We start from the raw sequence: 19,393 nt of genomic DNA, 5'->3' as shown, positions 1-19,393 counted from the left end.
CGGGCCTCAGCCGTACGGGAACTCCCGCCGATCAGCCCTTGGCGGCCTTCTTGTCGGCCTTCTTCTCGTCGGCGTCCAGGATGACCGCCTCGGCGACCTGCTGCATCGACATACGGCGGTCCATCGACGTCTTCTGGATCCACCGGAACGCCGCCGGCTCGGTGAGGCCGTACTCCGTCTGAAGCACCGACTTCGCGCGGTCCACCAGCTTCCGCGTCTCCAGACGCTGGGTGAGATCCTCGATCTCCTTCTCCAGCGCCTTCAGCTCCGTGAACCGTGAGACGGCCATCTCGATGGCCGGAACGACGTCACTCTTGCTGAACGGCTTCACCAGGTACGCCATCGCGCCGGCGTCCCTCGCCCGCTCGACGAGGTCGCGCTGCGAGAACGCGGTCAGCATCAGCACGGGGGCGATGGACTCCTCCGCGATCTTCTCCGCAGCGGAGATCCCGTCGAGCTTCGGCATCTTCACATCGAGGATGACCAGGTCAGGGCGGTGCTCCCGGGCGAGCTCGACGGCTTCCTCACCGTCACCGGCCTCGCCGACGACCGAGTACCCCTCTTCTTCGAGCATCTCCTTGAGGTCGAGACGGATCAGCGCCTCGTCCTCGGCGATGACGACACGGGTCGTCAGCGGAGGCACGTGCGACTTGTCGTCGTCGGGCGCGTCTACGGGCTGGGGCGACTCGGGGGCGGTCACGGGGGCTCCTCTTTATGGGGCAGGTACTGCTCCCAAGAGCCTACCTAGCTGCGGTAAGGTAGTGGGCCGAGGGGTGGTCGCAACCCTTCTTTTCCAAGGCCCCAGTACTCCAATCGGTTAGAGAGGCCGCTCTCAAACAGCGGACAGTGTGGGTTCGAATCCCACCTGGGGCACTTTTCCTTTGATTCCAAGGTCAGCACAGTAAAGCGGATGTTCCCGTTCTCGTGAACATCCGCTTTTTGCTGCGTGTCGTTCGGCCCCCGCTCACAGAGTGTCCACATGTACGACATGAGCACACGCAAGCGGGCGCTCGCACTGGTCGGCCAGGGCCACAGCCTGAACTCCGTCAGCAATGAGACAGGCGTCTCACGCGCGGCCCTGCGCTCCTGGCAGACCCGCATCGAGCCGCTGAAACACGCCGGCAAGCCGTGCCCCCGCTGTCAAGGTGTGCCAGGGCCGCCCGAGGATCCGCGAGCGTACGCGTATCTCCTCGGCCTCTATCTCGGTGACGGCTGTGTCAGTGCTCACCGCAGAGGCGTGTACTACCTCCGCATCGTGTGCGACAACGCCTGGCCCGGCCTCATCGACGCCTGCGAGGCCGCGATCCGGTCCGCTCGTCCGGACAACAGTGTGTCTCGCGTGAAGAAGGACGGCTGCGTGGCGGTCACCGCCGCCAGCAAGCACTGGCCCTGCCTCTTCCCCCAGCACGGGCCGGGCAAGAAGCATGAGCGCACCATCGCTCTGGAGCGCTGGCAGCAGGAGATCGTCGATGCCCACCCGTGGGAGTTCGTCCGGGGGCTCATCCACTCCGACGGGTGCCGCATCACCAACCGGACCACCCGCCTCGTGAAAGGCGAGCCCAAACTCTACGAATATCCCCGGTATTTCTTCACCAACTTGTCGAGCGACATCATGCGGCTCTTCACGAATACCCTCGACAGAGTCGGTGTCGAATGGAGGCAGGCGAACTCACGCAACATCTCCGTCGCCCGCCGTGCCTCCGTCGCCCTCATGGACCTCCACGTAGGGCCCAAGTACTGAGCCCCCGCCCCTACTTCGGGCTGTCGTCCTCTCCGATGTGGTGGACTCGGACCAGGTTCGTGGAGCCGGAGACTCCGGGGGGTGAGCCGGCCGTGATGACGACGATGTCGCCCTTGCGGCAGCGGCCGTGCTTCAGGAGGAGTTCGTCGACCTGGTCGACCATCGCGTCCGTCGAGTCGACGCGCGGCCCGAGCAGCGTCTCGACGCCCCACGTCAGGTTCAGCTGCGAGCGCGTCGCCTCGTCCGGGGTGAAGGCCAGGAGCGGGATCGGCGAGCGGTAGCGCGACAGCCGGCGGACCGTGTCACCGGACTGCGTGAAGGCGACCAGGAACTTCGCGCCCAGGAAGTCGCCCATCTCGGCGGCGGCCCGGGCGACCGCGCCGCCCTGCGTGCGCGGCTTGTTCCGGTCGGTCAGCGGCGGCAGGCCCTTGGCCAGGATGTCCTCCTCCGCCGCCTCCACGATCCGGGCCATCGTGGCGACCGTCTCGACGGGGTACTTGCCGACGCTGGTCTCGCCGGACAGCATCACCGCGTCCGTGCCGTCGATGACGGCGTTGGCCACGTCCGAGGCCTCGGCCCTGGTGGGGCGGGAGTTCTCGATCATCGAGTCGAGCATCTGGGTGGCGACGATCACCGGCTTGGCGTTGCGCTTGGCCAGTTTGATCGCGCGCTTCTGGACGATCGGGACCTGCTCCAGGGGCATCTCGACGCCGAGGTCGCCCCGGGCGACCATGATGCCGTCGAAGGCGGCGACGATGTCCTCGATGTTGTCGACGGCCTGCGGTTTCTCGACCTTGGCGATCACGGGGAGGCGGCGGCCCTCCTCGTCCATGATCCGGTGGACGTCCTCGATGTCGCGTCCGCTGCGGACGAAGGAGAGGGCGATGACGTCGCAGCCGGTGCGCAGCGCCCAGCGGAGGTCGTTCTCGTCCTTGTCGGAGAGGGCGGGGACGGAGACGGCGACGCCGGGGAGGTTGAGGCCCTTGTTGTCGGAGACCATGCCGCCTTCGACGACGGTGGTGTGGACGCGGGGTCCGTCGACGGAGGTGACTTCGAGGCAGACCTTTCCGTCGTCGACGAGGATGCGTTCGCCGGTGGTGACGTCGGCGGCGAGTCCGGCGTACGTGGTTCCGCAGGTCTGGCGGTCGCCCTGGGCGCCCTCTTCGACGGTGATGGTGAAGGTGTCGCCGCGTTCGAGGAGTACGGGGCCTTCGGTGAAGCGGCCGAGTCGGATCTTGGGGCCCTGGAGGTCGGCGAGGATGCCGACGCTGCGGCCGGTCTCGTCGGAGGCCTTGCGTACGTGCTGGTAACGCTCCTCGTGGTCGGCGTAGCCGCCGTGGCTGAGGTTGAAGCGGGCTACGTCCATTCCGGCTTCGACCAGTGCTTTGATCTGGTCGTAGGAGTCGGTGGCGGGGCCCAATGTACAGACGATCTTTGCTCGGCGCATGGTGTGAGCCTAGGGCTTACCAGCGGGTAGGGAATTGGCGCTGCATGACTACTCAACAACCTTTGCGTGAAGGGATATTGACAAGGGTTGGATTGTGCGCGGGGGCGCTCCGATGAGCATTTCGGGAGTTCTTCGGAGGGCTTTCAGAGTGCTGGTGGTGACATGGTGAAGCGGGCGTTGACCTGTGCGTACACGTGTTGCCTTTCGGGTTCGAGGTCGAGTGCGGGGGTTTGTTCGGGGGCGCCGGCGTCGAAGCCTTTGGAGCGCATGGCGAACTGGGGGGCCGCCATGGCGTAGGGCTGGGCGTTCTCGGCTTCGATGTCGGCGAGTTCGACGAGGGCGGCGAGGGTGGTGCCGAGGGCTTCGGCGTATTCGCGGGCTCGCTGGACCGCTTCGCGTACGGCTTGCTGTCTGGCTTGGCGGTGGGCGGGCGAGTCGGGGCGCAGGGCCCACCAGGGGCCGTCGATGCTGGTGAGGTCGAGGTCGGCGAGGCGGGTGGTGAGTTCGCCGAGGGCGGTGAAGTCGGTGAGTTCGGCGGTGATGTGGACGCGTCCGTGGTAGGCGCGGATGCGTTCGCCGCGGCCGTGCCTGGTGAGTTCGGGGGTGATGGAGAAGGCGCCGGTTTCGAGTTTTTCGACGGCGTCGCCGTAGGTCTTGATGAGGTCGAGGGCCGTGGTGTTGCGGCGGGTGAGGTCGGTGAGGGCGTCGGTGCGGTCGGTGCCGCGGGCGCTGACGGTGATGCCGATGCGGGCGATCTCGGGGTCGACTTCGAGGTGGGCTTCGCCGCGGACGGCGATGCGGGGGGCCGCGGGGGTGCCGTAGGGGGTGGCGGGTCCGGGGTGCCCTGGTTGCTCGGGTGCGGAGGTCATGCGTACCACTGTGGCACCGGTGAGCCGGTCGCGTCTGTCCCCGGCGGGCCGGTCATGGTGCCTGCCGGTCATCAGATCGAAACCTGCGGGGGGTGTTGCCGCGTGGGGTGAACGGGTCAGAATCTACGCGCGTTGTTGAAGTGGGGATCGCCAGTCGTCCCGACATCTACGCGCGTCGTTGATCGTTCCTCCGAGGAGTAGCCCGTCATGCCGTTGAACCGTCGGAAGTTCCTGAAGAAGTCCGCTGTGACCGGGGCCGGGGTCGCTCTGGCCGGTGCGGCCGCGGCGCCGAGCGCCGAGGCCGCGGTGGCGGCGGGGCACGGGAAGCCGAAGCCGAAGCGGTACTCGCTGACGGTGATGGGCACGACGGACCTGCACGGCCATGTCTTCAACTGGGACTACTTCAAGGACGCGGAGTACAAGGACGCGGCGGGCAACGCGCAGGGTCTGGCGCGTATCTCGACGCTGGTGAACGCGGTGCGCAAGGAGAAGGGCCGTGGGAACACGCTGCTCCTGGACGCGGGTGACACGATCCAGGGCACGCCGCTGACGTACTACTACGCGAAGGTGGACCCGATCACCGCCAAGGGCGGTCCGGTGCATCCGATGGCGCAGGCGATGAACGCGATCGGTTATGACGCGGTGGCGCTGGGGAATCACGAGTTCAATTACGGTATCGAGACGCTGCGGAAGTTCGAGCAGCAGTGCCGTTTCCCGCTGCTGGGTGCGAATGCGCTGGACGCGAAGACGTTGAAGCCGGCTTTCCCTCCGTACTTCATGAAGAAGTTCCATGTGAAGGGTGCTCCGCCGGTCAAGGTCGCGGTTCTCGGGCTGACGAATCCGGGTATCGCGATCTGGGACAAGGCGTATGTCCAGGGAAAGCTGGTGTTCCCCGGTCTTGAGGAGCAGGCGGCGAAGTGGGTGCCGAAGCTGCGTTCGATGGGTGCGGACGTGGTGGTCGTGTCCGCGCACAGTGGGTCGTCCGGTACGTCGTCGTACGGTGACCAGTTGCCGTACGTGGAGAATTCGGCGGCTCTGGTGGCGCAGCAGGTGCCGGGGATCGACGCGATTCTGGTCGGGCACGCGCATGTGGAGATTCCCGAGCTGAAGGTGCCGAACACGAAGTCGGGTAAGACGGTCGTGCTGTCGGAGCCGCTGGCGTTCGCGGAGCGACTTTCACTGTTCGACTTCGAGTTGGTCTTCGAGAAGGGCCGCTGGTCGGTCGAGTCGGTGGCGGCGTCGGTCCGTAACTCGAATGCGGTGGCGGACGACCCGAGGATCACGAAGTTGCTGAAGGACGAGCACGCCGTGGTCGTGGCGTACGTCAATCAGGTGGTGGGTACGGCGACGGAGACGTTGACGACGGTGGAGGCGCGGTACAAGGACGCGCCGATCATCGACCTGATCACGAAGGTCCAGGAGGACGTGGTCAAGGCGGCGCTGGCGGGTACGGAGTACGCGTCGTTGCCGGTGCTGTCGCAGGCGTCGCCGTTCTCGCGGACGTCGGAGATTCCGGCGGGGGATGTGACGATCCGGGATCTGTCGAGTCTGTACGTGTACGACAACACGTTGGTCGCGAAGTTGCTGACGGGTGCGCAGGTGCGGGCGTATCTGGAGTTCTCGGCGGAGTATTTCGTGCAGACGGCGGCCGGTGCGGCGGTCGACGTGGAGAAGCTGACGAACGCGGGCAACCGGCCGGACTACAACTACGACTACGTGTCGGGGCTGTCGTACGACATCGACATCGCGCAGGCGGCGGGGTCGCGGATCAAGAATCTCTCCTTCGACGGTGCGGCGTTGGACGACGCGCAGCAGTTCGTGTTCGCGGTGAACAACTACCGGGCGAACGGTGGGGGTGCGTTCCCGCACGTCGCGTCGGCCAAGGAGCTGTGGGCGGAGTCGACGGAGATTCGTACGCGGATCGCGGAGTGGGTGACGGCGAAGGGTTCGCTGGACCCGAAGGAGTTCGCGTCGGTGGACTGGAAGCTGACGCGTGAGGGCACGCCGGTCTTCTAGAACGGTTTGCGCGGGTGTTCTTACTGGTGGCCGGCTGATTCTCAGTCGGCCACCAGTGGTGTGAGGGTCTTGGGTCGGCGGGCGGACGGGATCTGGGGTTGTGGGGCGAGTCCGAAGGTGGTGAAGGCGGTGCGGCTGGGCAGGGGGTAGGGGTCCTTGCCGGTGAGGGAGTTGAGGATGCTCGCGCCGCGCCAGGCGGTGAGTCCGAGGTCGGGGGCGCCCACGCCGTGGGTGTGTGTCTCGGCGTTCTGGACGTAGACGGATCCGGTGACGGAGGGGTCGAGGACGAGGCGGTGCCGGTCGTCGATCCTGGGGCGGGCGGAGGCGTCGCGGCGCATGTAGGGGTCGAGCCCGGCGAGGAGCCGGTCGAGGGGGCGTTCCCGGTAGCCGGTGGCGAGGACGACGGCGTCGGTGGTGATGCGGGAGCGGCCGGCCTGCTGGGTGTGTTCCAGGTGCAGTTCGATCTTGGTGGTGGCGATGCGTCCCGCGGTGCGGACGTGGACGCCGGGGGTGAGGACGGTGTCGGGCCAGCCGCCGTCGAGGGTGCGGCGGTAGAGCTCGTCGTGGATGGCGGCGATGGTGTCGGCGTCGATGCCTTTGTGGAGCTGCCACTGGGCGGGGACGAGCCGGTCGCGTACGGGTTCGGGCAGGGCGTGGAAGTAGCGCGTGTAGTCGGGGGTGAAGTGTTCGAGTCCGAGTTTCGAGTACTCCATGGGTGCGAAGGCCTCGGTGCGGGCGAGCCAGTGGATTCTTTCGCGGCCTGCGGGGCGGTTTCTGAGGAGGTCGAGGAAGACTTCGGCGCCGGACTGTCCTGATCCGATGACGGTGATGTGGTCGGCGGTGAGGAAGTCGTCGCGGTGTTTGAGGTAGTCGGCGGCGTGGATGACGGGGACGCCGGGTGCTTCGGCGAGGGGGCGCATCGGTTCGGGGATGTGGGGGGCGGTGCCGATGCCGAGGGCGATGTTCCTGGTGTAGGTGCGGCCGAGGGCTTCGGCTTCGCCGTCGGTGTCGAGTTGGGTGAAGTCGACTTCGAAGACGTCGCGTTCGGGGTTCCAGCGGACGGCGTCGACCTGGTGGCCGAAGTGGAGTCCGGGGAGGCTGTCGCTGACCCAGCGGCAGTAGGCGGCGTATTCGGCGCGGTGGATGTGGAAGCGCTCGGAGAAGTAGAAGGGGAAGAGGCGTTCGCGGGTCTTGAGGTAGTTGAGGAAGGTCCAGGGGCTGGCGGGGTCGGCGAGGGTCACGAGGTCGGCGAGGAAGGGGACTTGGAGGGTGGCGCCTTCGAGGAGGAGGCCGGGGTGCCAGTCGAAGGTGGGGTGTTGTTCGTAGAAGACGGTGTCGAGTTCGGTGAGGGGGTGGGCGAGGGCGGCGAGGGAGAGGTTGCTGGGGCCGATGCCGATGCCGACGAGGTCGCGGGGGGCTTCGGGCTGGTGGTGCGTGGGGGGTGTGGCGGGCGGCGTCATCGGGCGGTGTGTCCTTCCACCAGTTTCAGGAGCGCGGCGAGGTCGTCGCGTCGGGTGTGCGGGTTGAGCAGGGTGGCTTTGAACCAGAGGCGGTTGTCGACGCGGGCGCGGCCGAGGACGGCGTGGCCCTGGGTGAGGAGGGTGCGGCGGGCGTCGGCGACGGTGGTGTCGGTGGCGTGGGTGGGGCGGAAGAGGACGGTGCTGATGGTGGGCCGGTCGTAGAGCTCGAAGTGCGGGTGTACGTCGATGAGTTCGGCGAGTGCGGTGGCGTGGGCGCAGACCTGGTCGACGAGTGCGCCGAGCCCTTGGCGGCCGAGGGTCCTGAGGGTGACGGCGATCTTGAGGATGTCGGCGCGGCGGGTGGTGCGCAGGGAGCGGCCGAGGAGGTCGGGGAGGCCGGCTTCGGTGTCGTCGTCGGCGTTGAGGTAGTCGGCGTGGTGAGTGAGTGCGTGCAGGTCGTGGGGGTCGCGGACGGCGATGAGGCCTGCGGCGACGGGTTGCCAGCCGAGTTTGTGGAGGTCGAGGGTGACGGTGTGGGCGCGGGTGAGGCCGTCGAGTTTGGGGCGGTGGCGGTCGCTGAGGAGGAGGCCTCCGCCGTAGGCGGCGTCGATGTGGAGGCGGGCGCCGTGGGTCTCGCAGATGCCGGCGATGTCGGGGAGCGGGTCGATGAGGCCGGCGTCGGTGGTGCCCGCGGTGGCGGCGACGAGGACGGTGCCGGGTGGGCCGCCGAGGGCGGTGAGGGCCTGGTCGAGGGCGGCGGGGTCCATGGTGCCGGCGGGGGCGGGCACGGTGAGCGGTTCGGGGAGGCCGAGGAGCCAGGTGGCGCGGTGGAGGGAGTGGTGGGCGTTCTCCGCCTGGACGAGTCGCACGTGGGCGTGCTGCTCGCGGGCGAGGAGGAGGGCGAGTTGGTTGGATTCGGTGCCGCCGGTGGTGACGAGGGCGTCGGGGGTGACGGCTGTTTCGGTGGAGGGATAGACCTCGGCGGCCAGCGCCCGGGTGACGAGGGCTTCCAGTTCGGAGGCGGCCGGGGCCTGGTCCCAGGAGTCGAGGGAGGGGTTGAGGGCGGAGGCGGCGAGGTCGGCGGCGGTGGCGACGGCGAGGGGCGGGCAGTGGAGGTGGGCCGTGCAGAGGGGGTGGGCGGGGTCCGCGGCGCCCGCGGTGAAGGCGTGTACGAGGGTGTGGAGGGCGTTGTCGTCGCCGTGCTCGGGGAGGGGGTCGCCCAGGGCTTCGCGGAGGCGGGCGGCGACGTCCGGGGGGCCGCCGGTGGGGAGGGGGCCTGTGCGGGTGGCCGCGCCCGACTTCAGTGCGTCGAGCACGGTGTCGAGCAAGGGGCGCAGGTTGTCCGGGCCTTGGGGGCCTGAGGCGAGGGTTGTGCTCATGGGGTCTCCGGGGCGCGGGACGGGGTTCTCAGCGTTGTCGCGTTCCGCTCGGCGCGCAGGGAGTTGGGTGATCGGTACCCGAAAGTGTGGTGGTGGCTTTTGGCCCGGGGGGGTCCCGTCGGCCGGTGGGTGGGTGCGGGCCGGTGGGGGCTGGCCGCGCAGTTCCCCGCGCCCCTAAAGGGCGAAAAGACTGCGCCGTTCCCCGCGCCCCTAAAGGCAGAAGGCAAGACCGTTCCCCGCGCCCCTCAAAGACAAAAGACTGCGCCGTTCCCCGCGCCCCTGAAGGCAGAAGGCCGCGTCGCCGGCTGAAAGCAGGGGCGCAGCCCCGCTTTCAGGGGCGCGGGGAACTGCGCGACCCGCCCCCACCGGGCCGCAGACGGACAGGCGCGCGACCCGCCCCACCGGCCCGCAGACGGACGCGCTCCGAACCCCGCGCCCGCTAGCGCCGCGCTACCGCCCGCGTGAGCGCAACGCGCGGGCCAGGTCGTCCAGTTGGTCCGTCAGTTTGCGGGACAGCGACGGGCTCGGCCCCGCCTCGGCGAGGCAGCGTTCACCGAGGGCGAGGGTCTCGGCGTCGATGGCGTACGCGGGGAACGCCCACCGCCCCGCCGCGTCGGCGATGGCCGGCCCCCGGCGCGCCGCGACGGCGACGGCGTCCTCGAAGTACCGCGGCACGAACTCCCGTACCAGATCGGCCTGTTCGGGCTGCCAGAAGCCGCGGGCGGTGGCGGTGAACAGGTAGTTCGACAGGTCGTCGCCGGTGAACATCGCCTCCCACGCGGCCTGCTTGGCGGCCGGGTCGGGCAGCGCGGCCCGGCAGCGGGCGGCGCCCTCCTGACCGGTGGCGCTGGGGTCCTGGACGAGTTCGGCGTCGATGACGGCGTCGTCGACGGCACCGAGGACGGCGAGGCGGCCGAGGATGCGCCAGCGCAGTTCGGGGTCGAGTTCGGGTCCGCCGGGGACGATGCCCTCGGAGAGCCAGGCGCTGATGGTGTCGGGCTGGGCGGCGACGTCGATGAGGTGGCGTACGGCGAGGAGGCGCAGTCCCGGGTGGTCGCCGTCCTCGGTACGGCGGAGCAGGTCGCGGCCCAGTGAGGTGAGGGTGGTGAGGGCGGCGGGCCGGTCGTCGGCGGGGAGGTAGCGGTCGGCGACCTGGCCGGCGGCGAAGGCGAGGACGCCCTGGACGATGGCGAGGTCGGTCTCCTCGGGGAGGTGGGCGCGGACGGTGTCCAGGTAGGCGGCGGGGTCGAGGTCGCCGTCGCGGACCATGTCGCGCAGGGTGTTCCACAGGACGGCCCGGGTGAGGGCGTCGGGGACGCCGGAGATGCCGCGCAGGACGGTTTTCTCGGAGTCGTCGTCGAGGCGGATCTTGGCGTAGGTGAGGTCGTGGTCGTTCGGGACGACGAGGGCGGGGCGGGTGCCGGGGCGGGGCGCGGCCGGCCCGTCGTGCGGGATGTCGGTCTCGTAGCGTTCGCGCAGGACGAGGGCGCGGTCGCCGCCGAGGTCGCGGTCGTAGACGCCGACGTTGATGCGGTGGGGGCGGCTGCCGGCCCGGTCGACGGTGAGGGTCCACTCCCCCGGCTGGGCGGTGACGGTCGCGGTGAGGGTGTCGACGCCGGTGGTGCGCAGCCAGGATTCGGCCCAGGCGTGGACGTCGCGTTCGGTGGCGGCGGCGAGGGATTCGATGAAGTCGGCGAGGGTGGCGTTGGCGAACTTGTGGCGGGCGAAGTGGGTGTTGATGCCGGTGAGGAAGTCCTTCTCGCCGAGCCAGGCGACGAGTTGGCGCAGGGCGGAGGCGCCCTTGGCGTAGGAGATGCCGTCGAAGTTGAGGAGTGCGGAGGCGGTGTCGGGGACGGCTTCGGGGTCGGGGGCGACGGGGTGGGTGGAGGGGCGCTGGTCGGCGTCGTAGCCCCAGGCCTTGCGGACGATGCCGAAGTCGGTCCAGGTGCCGGTGAAGCGGGTGGCCTCGGTGAGGGTCTGGTAGCCCATGTACTCGGCGAAGGACTCGTTGAGCCAGATGTCGTCCCACCAGCGCAGGGTGACGAGGTCGCCGAACCACATGTGGGCCATCTCGTGGGCGATGACCATGGCGCGGGTCTGGCGTTCGGTGTCGGTGACGGCGGAGCGGTAGACGAATTCGTCGCGGAAGGTGACGAGTCCGGGGTTCTCCATGGCGCCGGCGTTGAATTCGGGGACGAACGCCTGGTCGTAGGAGTCGAAGGGGTAGGGCTCCTCGAACTTCTCGTGGTAGCGGTCGAAGCAGGCGCGGGTGATGTCGAGGATCTCCTCGGCGTCGGCTTCGAGGTGGGGGGCGAGGGAGCGGCGGCAGTGGATGCCGAAGGGCAGGCCGCGGTGTTCGGTGCGTACGGAGTGCCAGGGTCCGGCGGCGACGGCGACGAGGTAGGTGGAGATGAGCGGGGTGGGTGCGGCCTGCCAGGTGCCGTCGTCGGTGCGGGTGGTGACGCTGTTGGTGAGGACGGTCCAGTTGTCGGGGGCCGTGACGGTGAGTTCGAAGACCGACTTGAGGTCGGGCTGGTCGAAGGCGGCGAAGACGCGCTGGACGTCCTCCATGAACAGCTGGGTGTAGAGGTAGGTCTCGCCGTCGGTGGGGTCGGTGAAGCGGTGCATGCCTTCGCCGGTGCGGGAGTAGCGCATGTCGGCGTCGACGGTCAGTTCGTGGGTGCCCGCGGTGAGGCCGGTGAGGGGGAGCCGGTTCTCGTGGAGCGTCGCCGGGTCGAGGGGGTGTCCGTCGAGCGTGACGGAGTGCAGTTCGGCGGGCTTGAGCTCGACGAAGGTGTCCCTGCCACCGTGGCCCCCATCGTGTTTCCCGCCCTGGTCGCCGCGGACCGTGAAGGTGATGGTGGTGTGGGAGTGGAACGTCTCGTCGCCGCGCGTCAGGTCGAGTGCGATCTCGTAGCGGTGGACGTCGAGGAGTGTGGCACGGGTCTGCGCTTCGTCGCGCGTCAGTACGGACATGGGTGCCATGCTGCCTGATGGGCGGGGCTCGGCACAGGGGCGGCCCGGTATGGCGGCTGTGCGCCGGGGTGCGGGGCGCCTACGCCGTGCGGCCCTGTTCCTGTCTGCGGGGAGCGGGGCGCTGGGCGGTGATCGGGGGGTCGTAGTGGGCGGTGGGTTCCTTCACCAGGGCCCTCAGTTCGCGGACCTCCCTCTCCATGGACCGGTACCGCTGGTGGGAGTCGTAGAGGTAGCGGACTTTCGTGCGCAGGGTCCAGGGGTCTATGGGTTTCATGACGAGGTCGGCGACGCCGAGGCGGAACGCGGCGGAGGCGAGTGCGGTGCTGGGGCCGAATCCGGTGACGAGGACGATCGGGATGAGCTGGGTCTGTTCGACGCCCTGCATGTAGCGGACGACGTCGAGGCCGCTGACGCCGGGCATGTGCACGTCGAGCAGCAGCAGGCCGACCTGGCCGCGCAGGACTTCCTTCAGCGCTTCGTCGCCGCTGGTCGCCCGGGTCAGCTGGTAGCCGAGGGGGGCCAGGGCGCTTTCCAGGGCGTAGAGCGTGTCCTCGTGGTCGTCCACTATGAGGATCTTGGCATCCGACGGCATGGAGCGAAGTCCCCTCGCTTGGACCAACCAGCTTAAGTCCGAACCGACTGACAGGGAGTGCTGAGCGCAGGATGCCTCATTTCGGCGCGCACGCCGAGGGGGCAGGGCTCACAACGGCCGGAGAACGGGTGCGCGCCGGGGGCCGGGAGTGGTCATGGGCGGGTGTTGGTGTCCTCCGCGATGCGTTCGTGATGGCGGATGACCTCGGCGATGATGAAGTTCAGCAGTTTTTCCGCGAACGCCGGGTCGAGGTTGGCGTTTTCGGCCAGTCGCCGGAGTCTGGCGATCTGCTGGGCCTCGCGGGAGGGGTCGGCGGGCGGCAGTTGGTGGGCCGCTTTGAGGTGGCCGACCTGCTGGGTGCATTTGAAGCGCTCGGCGAGCATGTGGACGACGGCGGCGTCGATGTTGTCGATGCTCTCGCGCAGCCGGTCGAGGTCGGCGCGGACGGCGGGGTCGATGGCACCGGTGGTGCCACTGTTGCCCGCGCCACGGTCGGTGCCCGCGCTGTTGCCTGCGCCCGCGCTGTCGTCGCTGCCCGCGCCGCTGCTGTTGTCGGTGTTGCTGGTGGTCATGGAGGCCAACCCTACGTCGGGTGCCTCAGCCGGTGGGGGTCCTCCCGATGATCGGGGGATCGGCGGGATCGGGGACCTGGTCGCTCCAGCCGCCGGGGACCGTGTGGGCCTGTTGTTCCCGGAAGCGCACGGGTGCCATGCCGACACGGCGGGTGAACAGGCGGGAGAAGTAGGCGGGGTCGTCGTAGCCGACGCGGCGGGCGACGGCGGCGACGGGGAGTTCGGTGGCGGCGAGGAGTTCCTTGGCGCGGCCCAGGCGGATGCCGAGGAGGTAGTCCTTGGGGCTGCAGCCTGCGCCGCGGCGGACGGCGGTGCGCAGTTCGGCGGGGGTCATGCCGTGCCGGGTGGCGTGGTCGGCGACGGTGAGGGGTTTGCAGGCGTCACGGGCGAGGGCCTGGAGGACCTGTTCGCCGTCGGGGGCGGTGTCGGCGCGGGCGCGGCGCAGGGTGACGAGGAGTTCGTGGACGGCGGCGCTGGTCTCGACTTCGAGGAGGGGGTTGCCGCGGCGGGCGGCGCGCACGATGCGGCCGACGGTGGCGCGGGCGGCGCCGGCGTCGGAGAGGGCGACGACGGGCCGGTGCGGTTCGATGTAGCCGAGTTCGGTGTAGGTGTCGGCGGTGGGTCCGGTGAAGTCGACGAAGGCCTCGTCCCAGCCGGTGTCGGGGTCGGGCCCGTAGTGGTGCGGTACGCCGGGGGTGAGCCAGAGCAGGGCGGGCGCGGTGACCGCGGTGCGCCGTCCGTCGGGGGTACGGAACCAGCCGCGGCCGGTGCTGACGACGACGGCGACGTGGTGGTCGAGGGTGCGGGGTCCGACGGTGGGCAGTGTCCCGTGCTGGAGCCCGACGCCGAGGCAGACGAGCCCGAGTCGGTGGTGGGCGGGCCCGGGGGTGAAGAACCGCATCCAGGTGTGGTACATCCGCTGTCTCCCTCCCACGGGCTGCCCCGACGGCACCGTCGGTGCCGTCCGGAACTGCGTCCAACCGGTGCCGATCTTTGTCCATGGACCGGGGCCGCCGCCAGGGCTGAGGGTGGTGGGCATGAGCGAGTTCACGGTGGGGGACACCGATTTCCTGGTGGACGGGCGGCCGGTGCGGCTGCTGTCGGGGGCGCTGCACTACTTCCGGGTGCACGAGGGGCAGTGGGGGCACCGGCTGGCGATGCTGCGGGCGATGGGCCTCAACTGTGTGGAGACGTACGTCCCGTGGAATCTGCACGAGCCGGCGCCTGGCGTGTTCCGGGACGTGGACGCGCTGGGCAGGTTCCTGGACGCGGCGCACGCGGCCGGGCTGTGGGCGATCGTGCGGCCGGGCCCGTACATCTGTGCCGAGTGGGAGAACGGCGGGCTGCCGCACTGGGTGACCGGGGGGCCGGGCGCGCGGATACGGACGCGGGACGAGGGGTTCCTTGGTCCGGTGGAGCGGTGGTTCGCGCGGGTGCTGCCGCAGATCGTGCCCCGGCAGTTCGACCGCGGCGGCCCGGTGGTGATGGTGCAGGTGGAGAACGAGTACGGCAGTTACGGCTCGGACCGGGTGTATCTGCGCCGCCTCGCCGAACTGCTGCGCGCGCAGGGCGTACGGGTGCCGCTGTTCACGTCGGACGGCCCCGAGGACCACATGCTGACGGGCGGCTCCCTGGACGGCGTACTGGCGACGGTGAACTTCGGTTCGCAGGCACGCGAGGCCTTCGGGGCGCTGCGCCGGCACCGGCCTTCGGGGCCGTTGATGTGCATGGAGTTCTGGTGCGGCTGGTTCGACCACTGGGGCGGTGAGCACGCGGTACGTGATCCGCTGGACGCGGCCGAGGCGTTGCGGGAGATCCTGGAGTGCGGGGCGTCGGTGAACCTGTACATGGCGCACGGCGGTACGAGTTTCGCGGGCTGGGCGGGTGCCAACCGGGGCGGCGGCGCGCTGCACGACGGGGTCCTGGAGCCGGACGTGACGTCGTACGACTACGACGCGCCGATCGACGAGGCGGGCCGCCCCACGGAGAAGTTCTGGCGGTTCCGCACGCTCCTGGCCGCGTACGCGGACGGCCTGCTCCCCGAACTGCCGCCCGCGCCGCCCGCGTTGGGCTCGCCCGCCACCGTGGACCTGACGGGCTGGGCGCCCCTTGAGGGCGTACTCGACGCGCTCGGCAGCCCCGAGACGGAGACCCCCGTACCGCCCACGTTCGAGGAACTGGACGTGGACCGGGGGCTCGTGCGCTACACCGTCGACGTGCCGGGGCCGCGCCGCCCGTATCCGCTGACGGTACGGGGGCTGCGGGATCTGGCGGTCGTGTACGTCGACGGGGTACGGGCCGGGGTGGTCACCGAGCACGAGCCGGAGCTGAAGGAGCCGGTCGCGGGCCCCGCGCGGGTGGACCTGTGGGTGGAGTCGCTGGGGCGGGTCAACTACGGGCCGCGGACCGGTGAGCCGAAGGGCATCACGGGGGGTGTGCTGCACGAACGGCAGTATCTGCACGGGGTGCGGGCGCGGGCGCTGCGGCTGGACGCGTTCGACGCGGGGGTGGCGGGGGTGCCGTTCGGGCCACTGCCCGAGGCTCCCGCCCCCGGCCTCTACCGGGGCACGGTCACGGTGTCCGCCCCCGGGGACGCCCGCCTGGAACTCCCCGGCTGGACCAGGGGTTTCGTCTGGCTGAACGGCTTCAACCTGGGCCGCTACTGGTCGACGGGCCCCCAGCCGACCCTCCACATCCCGGGCCCGACCCTGAAACAGGGCCGCAACGAGATCTGGCTACTGGAACTGGAAAACTCAGCACCCCCACCAACGCTCTCACCCATCGCCCCGTAGCCCCGCAGGCTCCCAAGGCCGCAGGCTTCCAGGGGCGCGGGCTTCTAGGGGCGCGGGGAACGGCGCAATCTTTTGTCTTTTGCTTTTAGGGGCGCGGGGAACTGCGCGACCAGCCACAACGCACCCGCAGACAAAGAACGGGCGCCCCCGGCACAACACAAACCGGGAACGCCCCCCTGAAAGTACCCGCTAAAGCGAAGACGCAGCCCGAGCTATCGCAGAGGCAAACGTGGACACCTCGGTGTAAACCCCCGGCACCATGGGCCGCGCACACCCGTCACCCCAGCTGACGATCCCCACCTGAATCCACTTGCCCGCGTCGTCCTTACGGAACATCGGCCCCCCGGAGTCCCCCTGACAGGTGTCGACCCCACCACGAGGGAACCCCGCACAGATCTCCTGCGAGGCGATCAACCGCCCCCCGTAGTGCCGCTTGCACTTCGGGTCGGACACGAACGGCACCTTGGCCTTGAGCAGCTTCACCGAGCCGGTGTTCGCGTTCTCCGCGGTGTCACCCCACCCGGCGATGGTGAACGTCCCCCTGTTGTACCGGGTGGTCGTCGCGATCTTCAGCGTCGGCAGGTCGATGGGCCGGGCGAGCTTGACGAGCGCCCAGTCCTTGCCGTTGCCGTTGTAGCCCGGCGCCTGGACGACCTTGGTCGACCTGACCTTGATCGCACCGGACGCGCCGAGGTTGGCGACCCCCGCGGTCGCGGTGATGCGGGTGGTGTTGCCCGAGCCGTCCACGCAGTGCGCGGCGGTCAGGACGACGTCCTTCTTGTAGAGCGACCCGCCGCAGCCCATGGACAGGCTGACCATGAACGGGAACTCACCCTGCTCGGCCGGCGCGCCGCCGACTATCGGGGTGGGCGCGGCGTGCGCGGCGACGGGCTGCAGGCTGGCGGTCGCAAGAGCGACGGCACCGATCGCCGCGGCCCGCCGAACGGCGGATCTCCTGAGGAGACCGAGCATTCTATTGGTCAACTTGTTCCCTTTCGTGGGGGGTTGAGCGCACAGAAGAGTGCACAGAAGTATGAAGATCATGCGGCATGTGAGGCAAGGGTGGATGTCACCTACACGTCGGGCAACCCAACCCGCGAGAATTCGCTCGCGTCCCCTTAAGGTGGAACGAGGTTCGGGGCCTGTTCGGGGCTTTGGGGGTTCGGGCGTGGCGAACGGCGGTCCGGTCAAGCACGGCTACCCGCACCTGGAGACGGTGCGCGCGGCGGTCACCGCGCTGTACAAGCGGCTCTCGTACGACACCGTCCACACGTTCGCCGCCAGCGTGGCCCCCGCCGACGTGGCGTTCTGCGACACGGACGACCTGTATCTGGGCGCGCAGCGGGTGGCGCGCGAGCTGGTGCGCCACTTCCGGCTGCCGGACGCGCGCATGATCGTGAGCTTCCGGGAGATGGAGCACGCGGCGAGTGTCGAGCTGGCCGCGGGCCCGGAGTACTTCATCGAGCTGAACGACCGCTTCCGTACGCATCGGCGGGACATCGGTGCCGCGCTGGCGCACGAGGTGATGCACGTCTATCTGCACCGCCTGGACCTGTCGTTCCCCGGCACCCGGGACAACGAGATCCTCACGGACACGGCGACGACGTATCTCGGTGCGGGCTGGCTGCTGCTGGACGCGTACCGGGAGGACGCGTCGTCCTCGCAGAAGCTCGGCTATCTGACGCCGGAGGAGTTCGGGTACGTGCTGGCCAAGCGGTCCCTGGTGTTCGGTGAGGATCCCGCGACCTGGTTCACCAGCCCGCAGGCGTACACCGCGTACACGCGCGGCCTGGCGCAGGCCCGGGAGGACGAGCGGCAGCCGCCCCTGACCGCGGCGGGGTGGGCGGGGCGGCGCCGCTATGCGAAGGACCGCCGGCACGCGCAGGGCCGCGTCGTCGGGACCGTGTCCGGCGCTGCGCCCGGCTCCACGTCCACGGCCGCAAGCGGGGGCGCGGGCGGGGGCGCGTCGTACTCCTTCGCGCCGGACGGGCGCGGGCCGTTGCGGGTGTCGTTCCCCTGTCCGACCTGTCGTCAGCGGATCCGGGTGCCGGTCCGGGGGCGGGTGCGGGCGCGGTGCGGGCTCTGTCGCACTGTGCTGGAGTGCGACACGTAGCACTGGCGTGGGCGGGGCGGTTGCCGGGGTCGTGGGTGCGTCGGGGCCGGGCGCGCAGTTCCCCGCGCCCCCAAAAAAAGCGCGGGCGCGGCAGTGGAAGGCCGCCGTCCGGCTGTCCCGTGGACGGACGGCGGCCTTCCGGCCTGCCTCCCCCGCTCCCCCGCACCCCCGTATCCCCCGCATCCCCCGAGGTGGGTGAGCATGCGCGCGCTGCCCGTCAGTCGTACATGCGCCAGTCGTACGTCAGCCGGTAGTGCCCGCCGTGCCCGTGGAAGTCGGCGACCGCGGGTGCCGTGACCGGGCGTCCCGCCCAGCGGCCGGTGAGCGCCGGGACGACCGCGCAGACGGTGACGGGCTTGAATGCCTCGTCCCCGTACAGGTCCGCGAGCCGGTCGAAGACCCGGTCGACCGCCGTTGCGATGGCCATCCCGACGAGGATCCCGACGGGTCCGCCCGAGAAGCCGACCGAGGGGGCGACCGAAGTGCCGCCCGAGGGGTCGGCCGCGCTGCCCGCGGCTGCGGCGAGATGGGCGGTGACCTTCTTCCTGACGAGTTCGAGCAGGGTGTCGACGTACTCCGCCAAGCCGCCCCCGTCGTCCTCGGTGAGCACCAGCGTGACGAAGTACGACTTCGGGTGTCCGGTGCCCTCGTCGAGGCCGAACCAGTGGAAGCGCCGGGGCGGGTCGTACAGCCTGACGTCGCCGTCGTCGAAGCCGCGTACCTTGAACGGGCGGATCTGCCGGGGCTCGCCGCTGCCGTCCACCCCGGTCCCCGCGAGGCGGATCTCGTCGGAGCCCCATGCGAAGGTCCCGTTCAGGCACTTCACCCGCCGGATGCGCAGTTCCAGCCTGTGCAGGGCGTTCGGTACGGCCGTCGGACGCGACGGAGCCGGCTCGTCCGGGAGGAGGCCGGGGACGAGGGAGGCCGGTGGCCTGCGCAGTCCGTCCGCGGGGAACCGCAGCCGTTCGGGAAAGCCGAGGCGTTTGACCTGGGTGTCCACCGAGGCGGGTGACCGCAGGTCCACGCGCGCGAGGTCCCCGAGACGCCTGCTGCGTACGGCGCCGGTCCGCACGTCGGCCAGGACCGTGACCCCCGCCTTCTTCTTCCTGTCGTCGCCGAGGGTGTCGAAGCGCCGCAGGAACAGGTGCTCGGCTGCGGCCCTGTCCGCGGGCAGCGGGTACTTGGCGGGTTCGACGTGATGCGCGGCCACTTTGTCGGCCGCGAGGATGAGTTCCTGGACGACGCGTTCGGTGACGTCCCGCACCTTGGCGTGCGGGACGTCGGTGACCACGCGATGAGTGTTCTCCGGCATTGCTGTCCGTCCCCCGTCGCTACCGCTCCTCCACGGCTGCTTCCGCTTTCCGTTCTCCGTTGTCTCCGTTGTCTCCGTGGAGGTGCGACCGACGCTACGGAGAAGAGGGCGCGGGCGCCCCCGG

General features: G+C 69.9%; 15 protein-coding genes and 1 tRNA gene. 5 read left to right on the top strand and 11 right to left on the bottom strand.

The window, feature by feature from the left end:
• Positions 1-31: 31 nt before the first annotated feature.
• Positions 32-700 carry an ANTAR domain-containing response regulator gene (locus tag J8N05_RS16430; protein ID WP_210883590.1) on the bottom strand — a complete coding sequence of 223 codons (669 nt, stop codon included), beginning with the start codon at positions 698-700 and terminating at the stop codon, positions 32-34.
• A 98-nt stretch (positions 701-798) separates the two neighbouring features.
• On the opposite strand from J8N05_RS16430, the gene J8N05_RS16425 reads away from it, so the two are divergent.
• Together J8N05_RS16425 and J8N05_RS16420 are read left to right on the top strand one after the other, a co-directional pair.
• Positions 799-873, top strand: a tRNA-Leu gene (locus J8N05_RS16425).
• 106 nt (positions 874-979) lie between these two features.
• Entirely contained in the window at positions 980-1,741 is a 762-nt protein-coding gene (locus J8N05_RS16420; protein WP_210883589.1) for a transcriptional regulator, read from the top strand.
• A gap of 10 nt (positions 1,742-1,751) precedes the next feature.
• Here the strand turns inward: J8N05_RS16420 and pyk are convergent, their stop codons facing one another.
• Positions 1,752-3,188, bottom strand: coding sequence for a pyruvate kinase (gene pyk, locus J8N05_RS16415; protein ID WP_210883588.1), 1,437 nt, complete (start codon positions 3,186-3,188; stop codon positions 1,752-1,754).
• 143 nt (positions 3,189-3,331) lie between these two features.
• A complete protein-coding gene (locus J8N05_RS16410; RefSeq protein ID WP_210883587.1) occupies positions 3,332-4,057 on the bottom strand; it encodes an SIMPL domain-containing protein in 726 nt (241 codons plus the stop codon).
• A 207-nt stretch (positions 4,058-4,264) separates the two neighbouring features.
• On the opposite strand from J8N05_RS16410, the gene J8N05_RS16405 reads away from it, so the two are divergent.
• Positions 4,265-6,073 (top strand): bifunctional metallophosphatase/5'-nucleotidase, encoded by a 1,809-nt coding sequence (locus tag J8N05_RS16405; RefSeq protein WP_210883586.1) that lies wholly within the window; start codon positions 4,265-4,267, stop codon positions 6,071-6,073.
• Between the two features lie 41 nt (positions 6,074-6,114).
• On the opposite strand, the gene J8N05_RS16400 is transcribed toward J8N05_RS16405, so the two are convergent.
• From J8N05_RS16400 to J8N05_RS16375, 6 genes are all read right to left on the bottom strand, one after another.
• Entirely contained in the window at positions 6,115-7,533 is a 1,419-nt protein-coding gene (locus J8N05_RS16400; protein ID WP_210883584.1) for a lysine N(6)-hydroxylase/L-ornithine N(5)-oxygenase family protein, read from the bottom strand.
• Complete coding sequence (locus J8N05_RS16395) at positions 7,530-8,912, bottom strand: pyridoxal phosphate-dependent decarboxylase family protein (protein WP_210883582.1); 1,383 nt, start codon at positions 8,910-8,912, stop codon at positions 7,530-7,532. Before J8N05_RS16395 ends, J8N05_RS16400 begins: the two co-directional genes overlap by 4 nt.
• Positions 8,913-9,362: 450 nt before the next feature.
• On the bottom strand, positions 9,363-11,897 hold the full coding sequence (gene pepN / locus J8N05_RS16390) for an aminopeptidase N (RefSeq protein ID WP_210883580.1): 2,535 nt from the start codon (positions 11,895-11,897) through the stop codon (positions 9,363-9,365).
• A 70-nt stretch (positions 11,898-11,967) separates the two neighbouring features.
• On the bottom strand, positions 11,968-12,480 hold the full coding sequence (locus J8N05_RS16385) for a response regulator (protein ID WP_210883578.1): 513 nt from the start codon (positions 12,478-12,480) through the stop codon (positions 11,968-11,970).
• Positions 12,481-12,632: 152 nt separating this feature from the next.
• Positions 12,633-12,938, bottom strand: coding sequence for a chorismate mutase (locus J8N05_RS16380; protein WP_210890213.1), 306 nt, complete (start codon positions 12,936-12,938; stop codon positions 12,633-12,635).
• Positions 12,939-13,077: 139 nt separating this feature from the next.
• Positions 13,078-13,968, bottom strand: coding sequence for a helix-turn-helix domain-containing protein (locus J8N05_RS16375; RefSeq protein ID WP_210883577.1), 891 nt, complete (start codon positions 13,966-13,968; stop codon positions 13,078-13,080).
• A gap of 121 nt (positions 13,969-14,089) precedes the next feature.
• Between J8N05_RS16375 and J8N05_RS16370 the strand changes: the two genes are divergently transcribed.
• Positions 14,090-15,844 carry a glycoside hydrolase family 35 protein gene (locus tag J8N05_RS16370; RefSeq protein ID WP_210883576.1) on the top strand — a complete coding sequence of 585 codons (1,755 nt, stop codon included), beginning with the start codon at positions 14,090-14,092 and terminating at the stop codon, positions 15,842-15,844.
• A gap of 189 nt (positions 15,845-16,033) precedes the next feature.
• Here J8N05_RS16370 and J8N05_RS16365 read toward each other — a convergent pair whose 3' ends face one another.
• Positions 16,034-16,816 (bottom strand): S1 family peptidase, encoded by a 783-nt coding sequence (locus tag J8N05_RS16365; RefSeq protein WP_210890212.1) that lies wholly within the window; start codon positions 16,814-16,816, stop codon positions 16,034-16,036.
• A gap of 196 nt (positions 16,817-17,012) precedes the next feature.
• Between J8N05_RS16365 and J8N05_RS16360 the strand changes: the two genes are divergently transcribed.
• The gene (locus J8N05_RS16360) at positions 17,013-17,957 is read left to right on the top strand and encodes a hypothetical protein (RefSeq protein ID WP_210883575.1); all 945 of its coding nucleotides are present in this window, start codon (positions 17,013-17,015) and stop codon (positions 17,955-17,957) included.
• 217 nt (positions 17,958-18,174) lie between these two features.
• On the opposite strand, the gene J8N05_RS16355 is transcribed toward J8N05_RS16360, so the two are convergent.
• Positions 18,175-19,269 (bottom strand): hypothetical protein, encoded by a 1,095-nt coding sequence (locus tag J8N05_RS16355; RefSeq protein ID WP_210883574.1) that lies wholly within the window; start codon positions 19,267-19,269, stop codon positions 18,175-18,177.
• Positions 19,270-19,393 lie beyond the last annotated feature (124 nt).

The organism is Streptomyces liliiviolaceus, from assembly GCF_018070025.1.
GTDB classification, from domain to species: Bacteria; Actinomycetota; Actinomycetes; order Streptomycetales; family Streptomycetaceae; genus Streptomyces; species Streptomyces liliiviolaceus.
The sequence above is the reverse complement of the archived record's forward strand: the minus strand, read 5'-3'. Positions and strand labels throughout refer to the sequence as shown.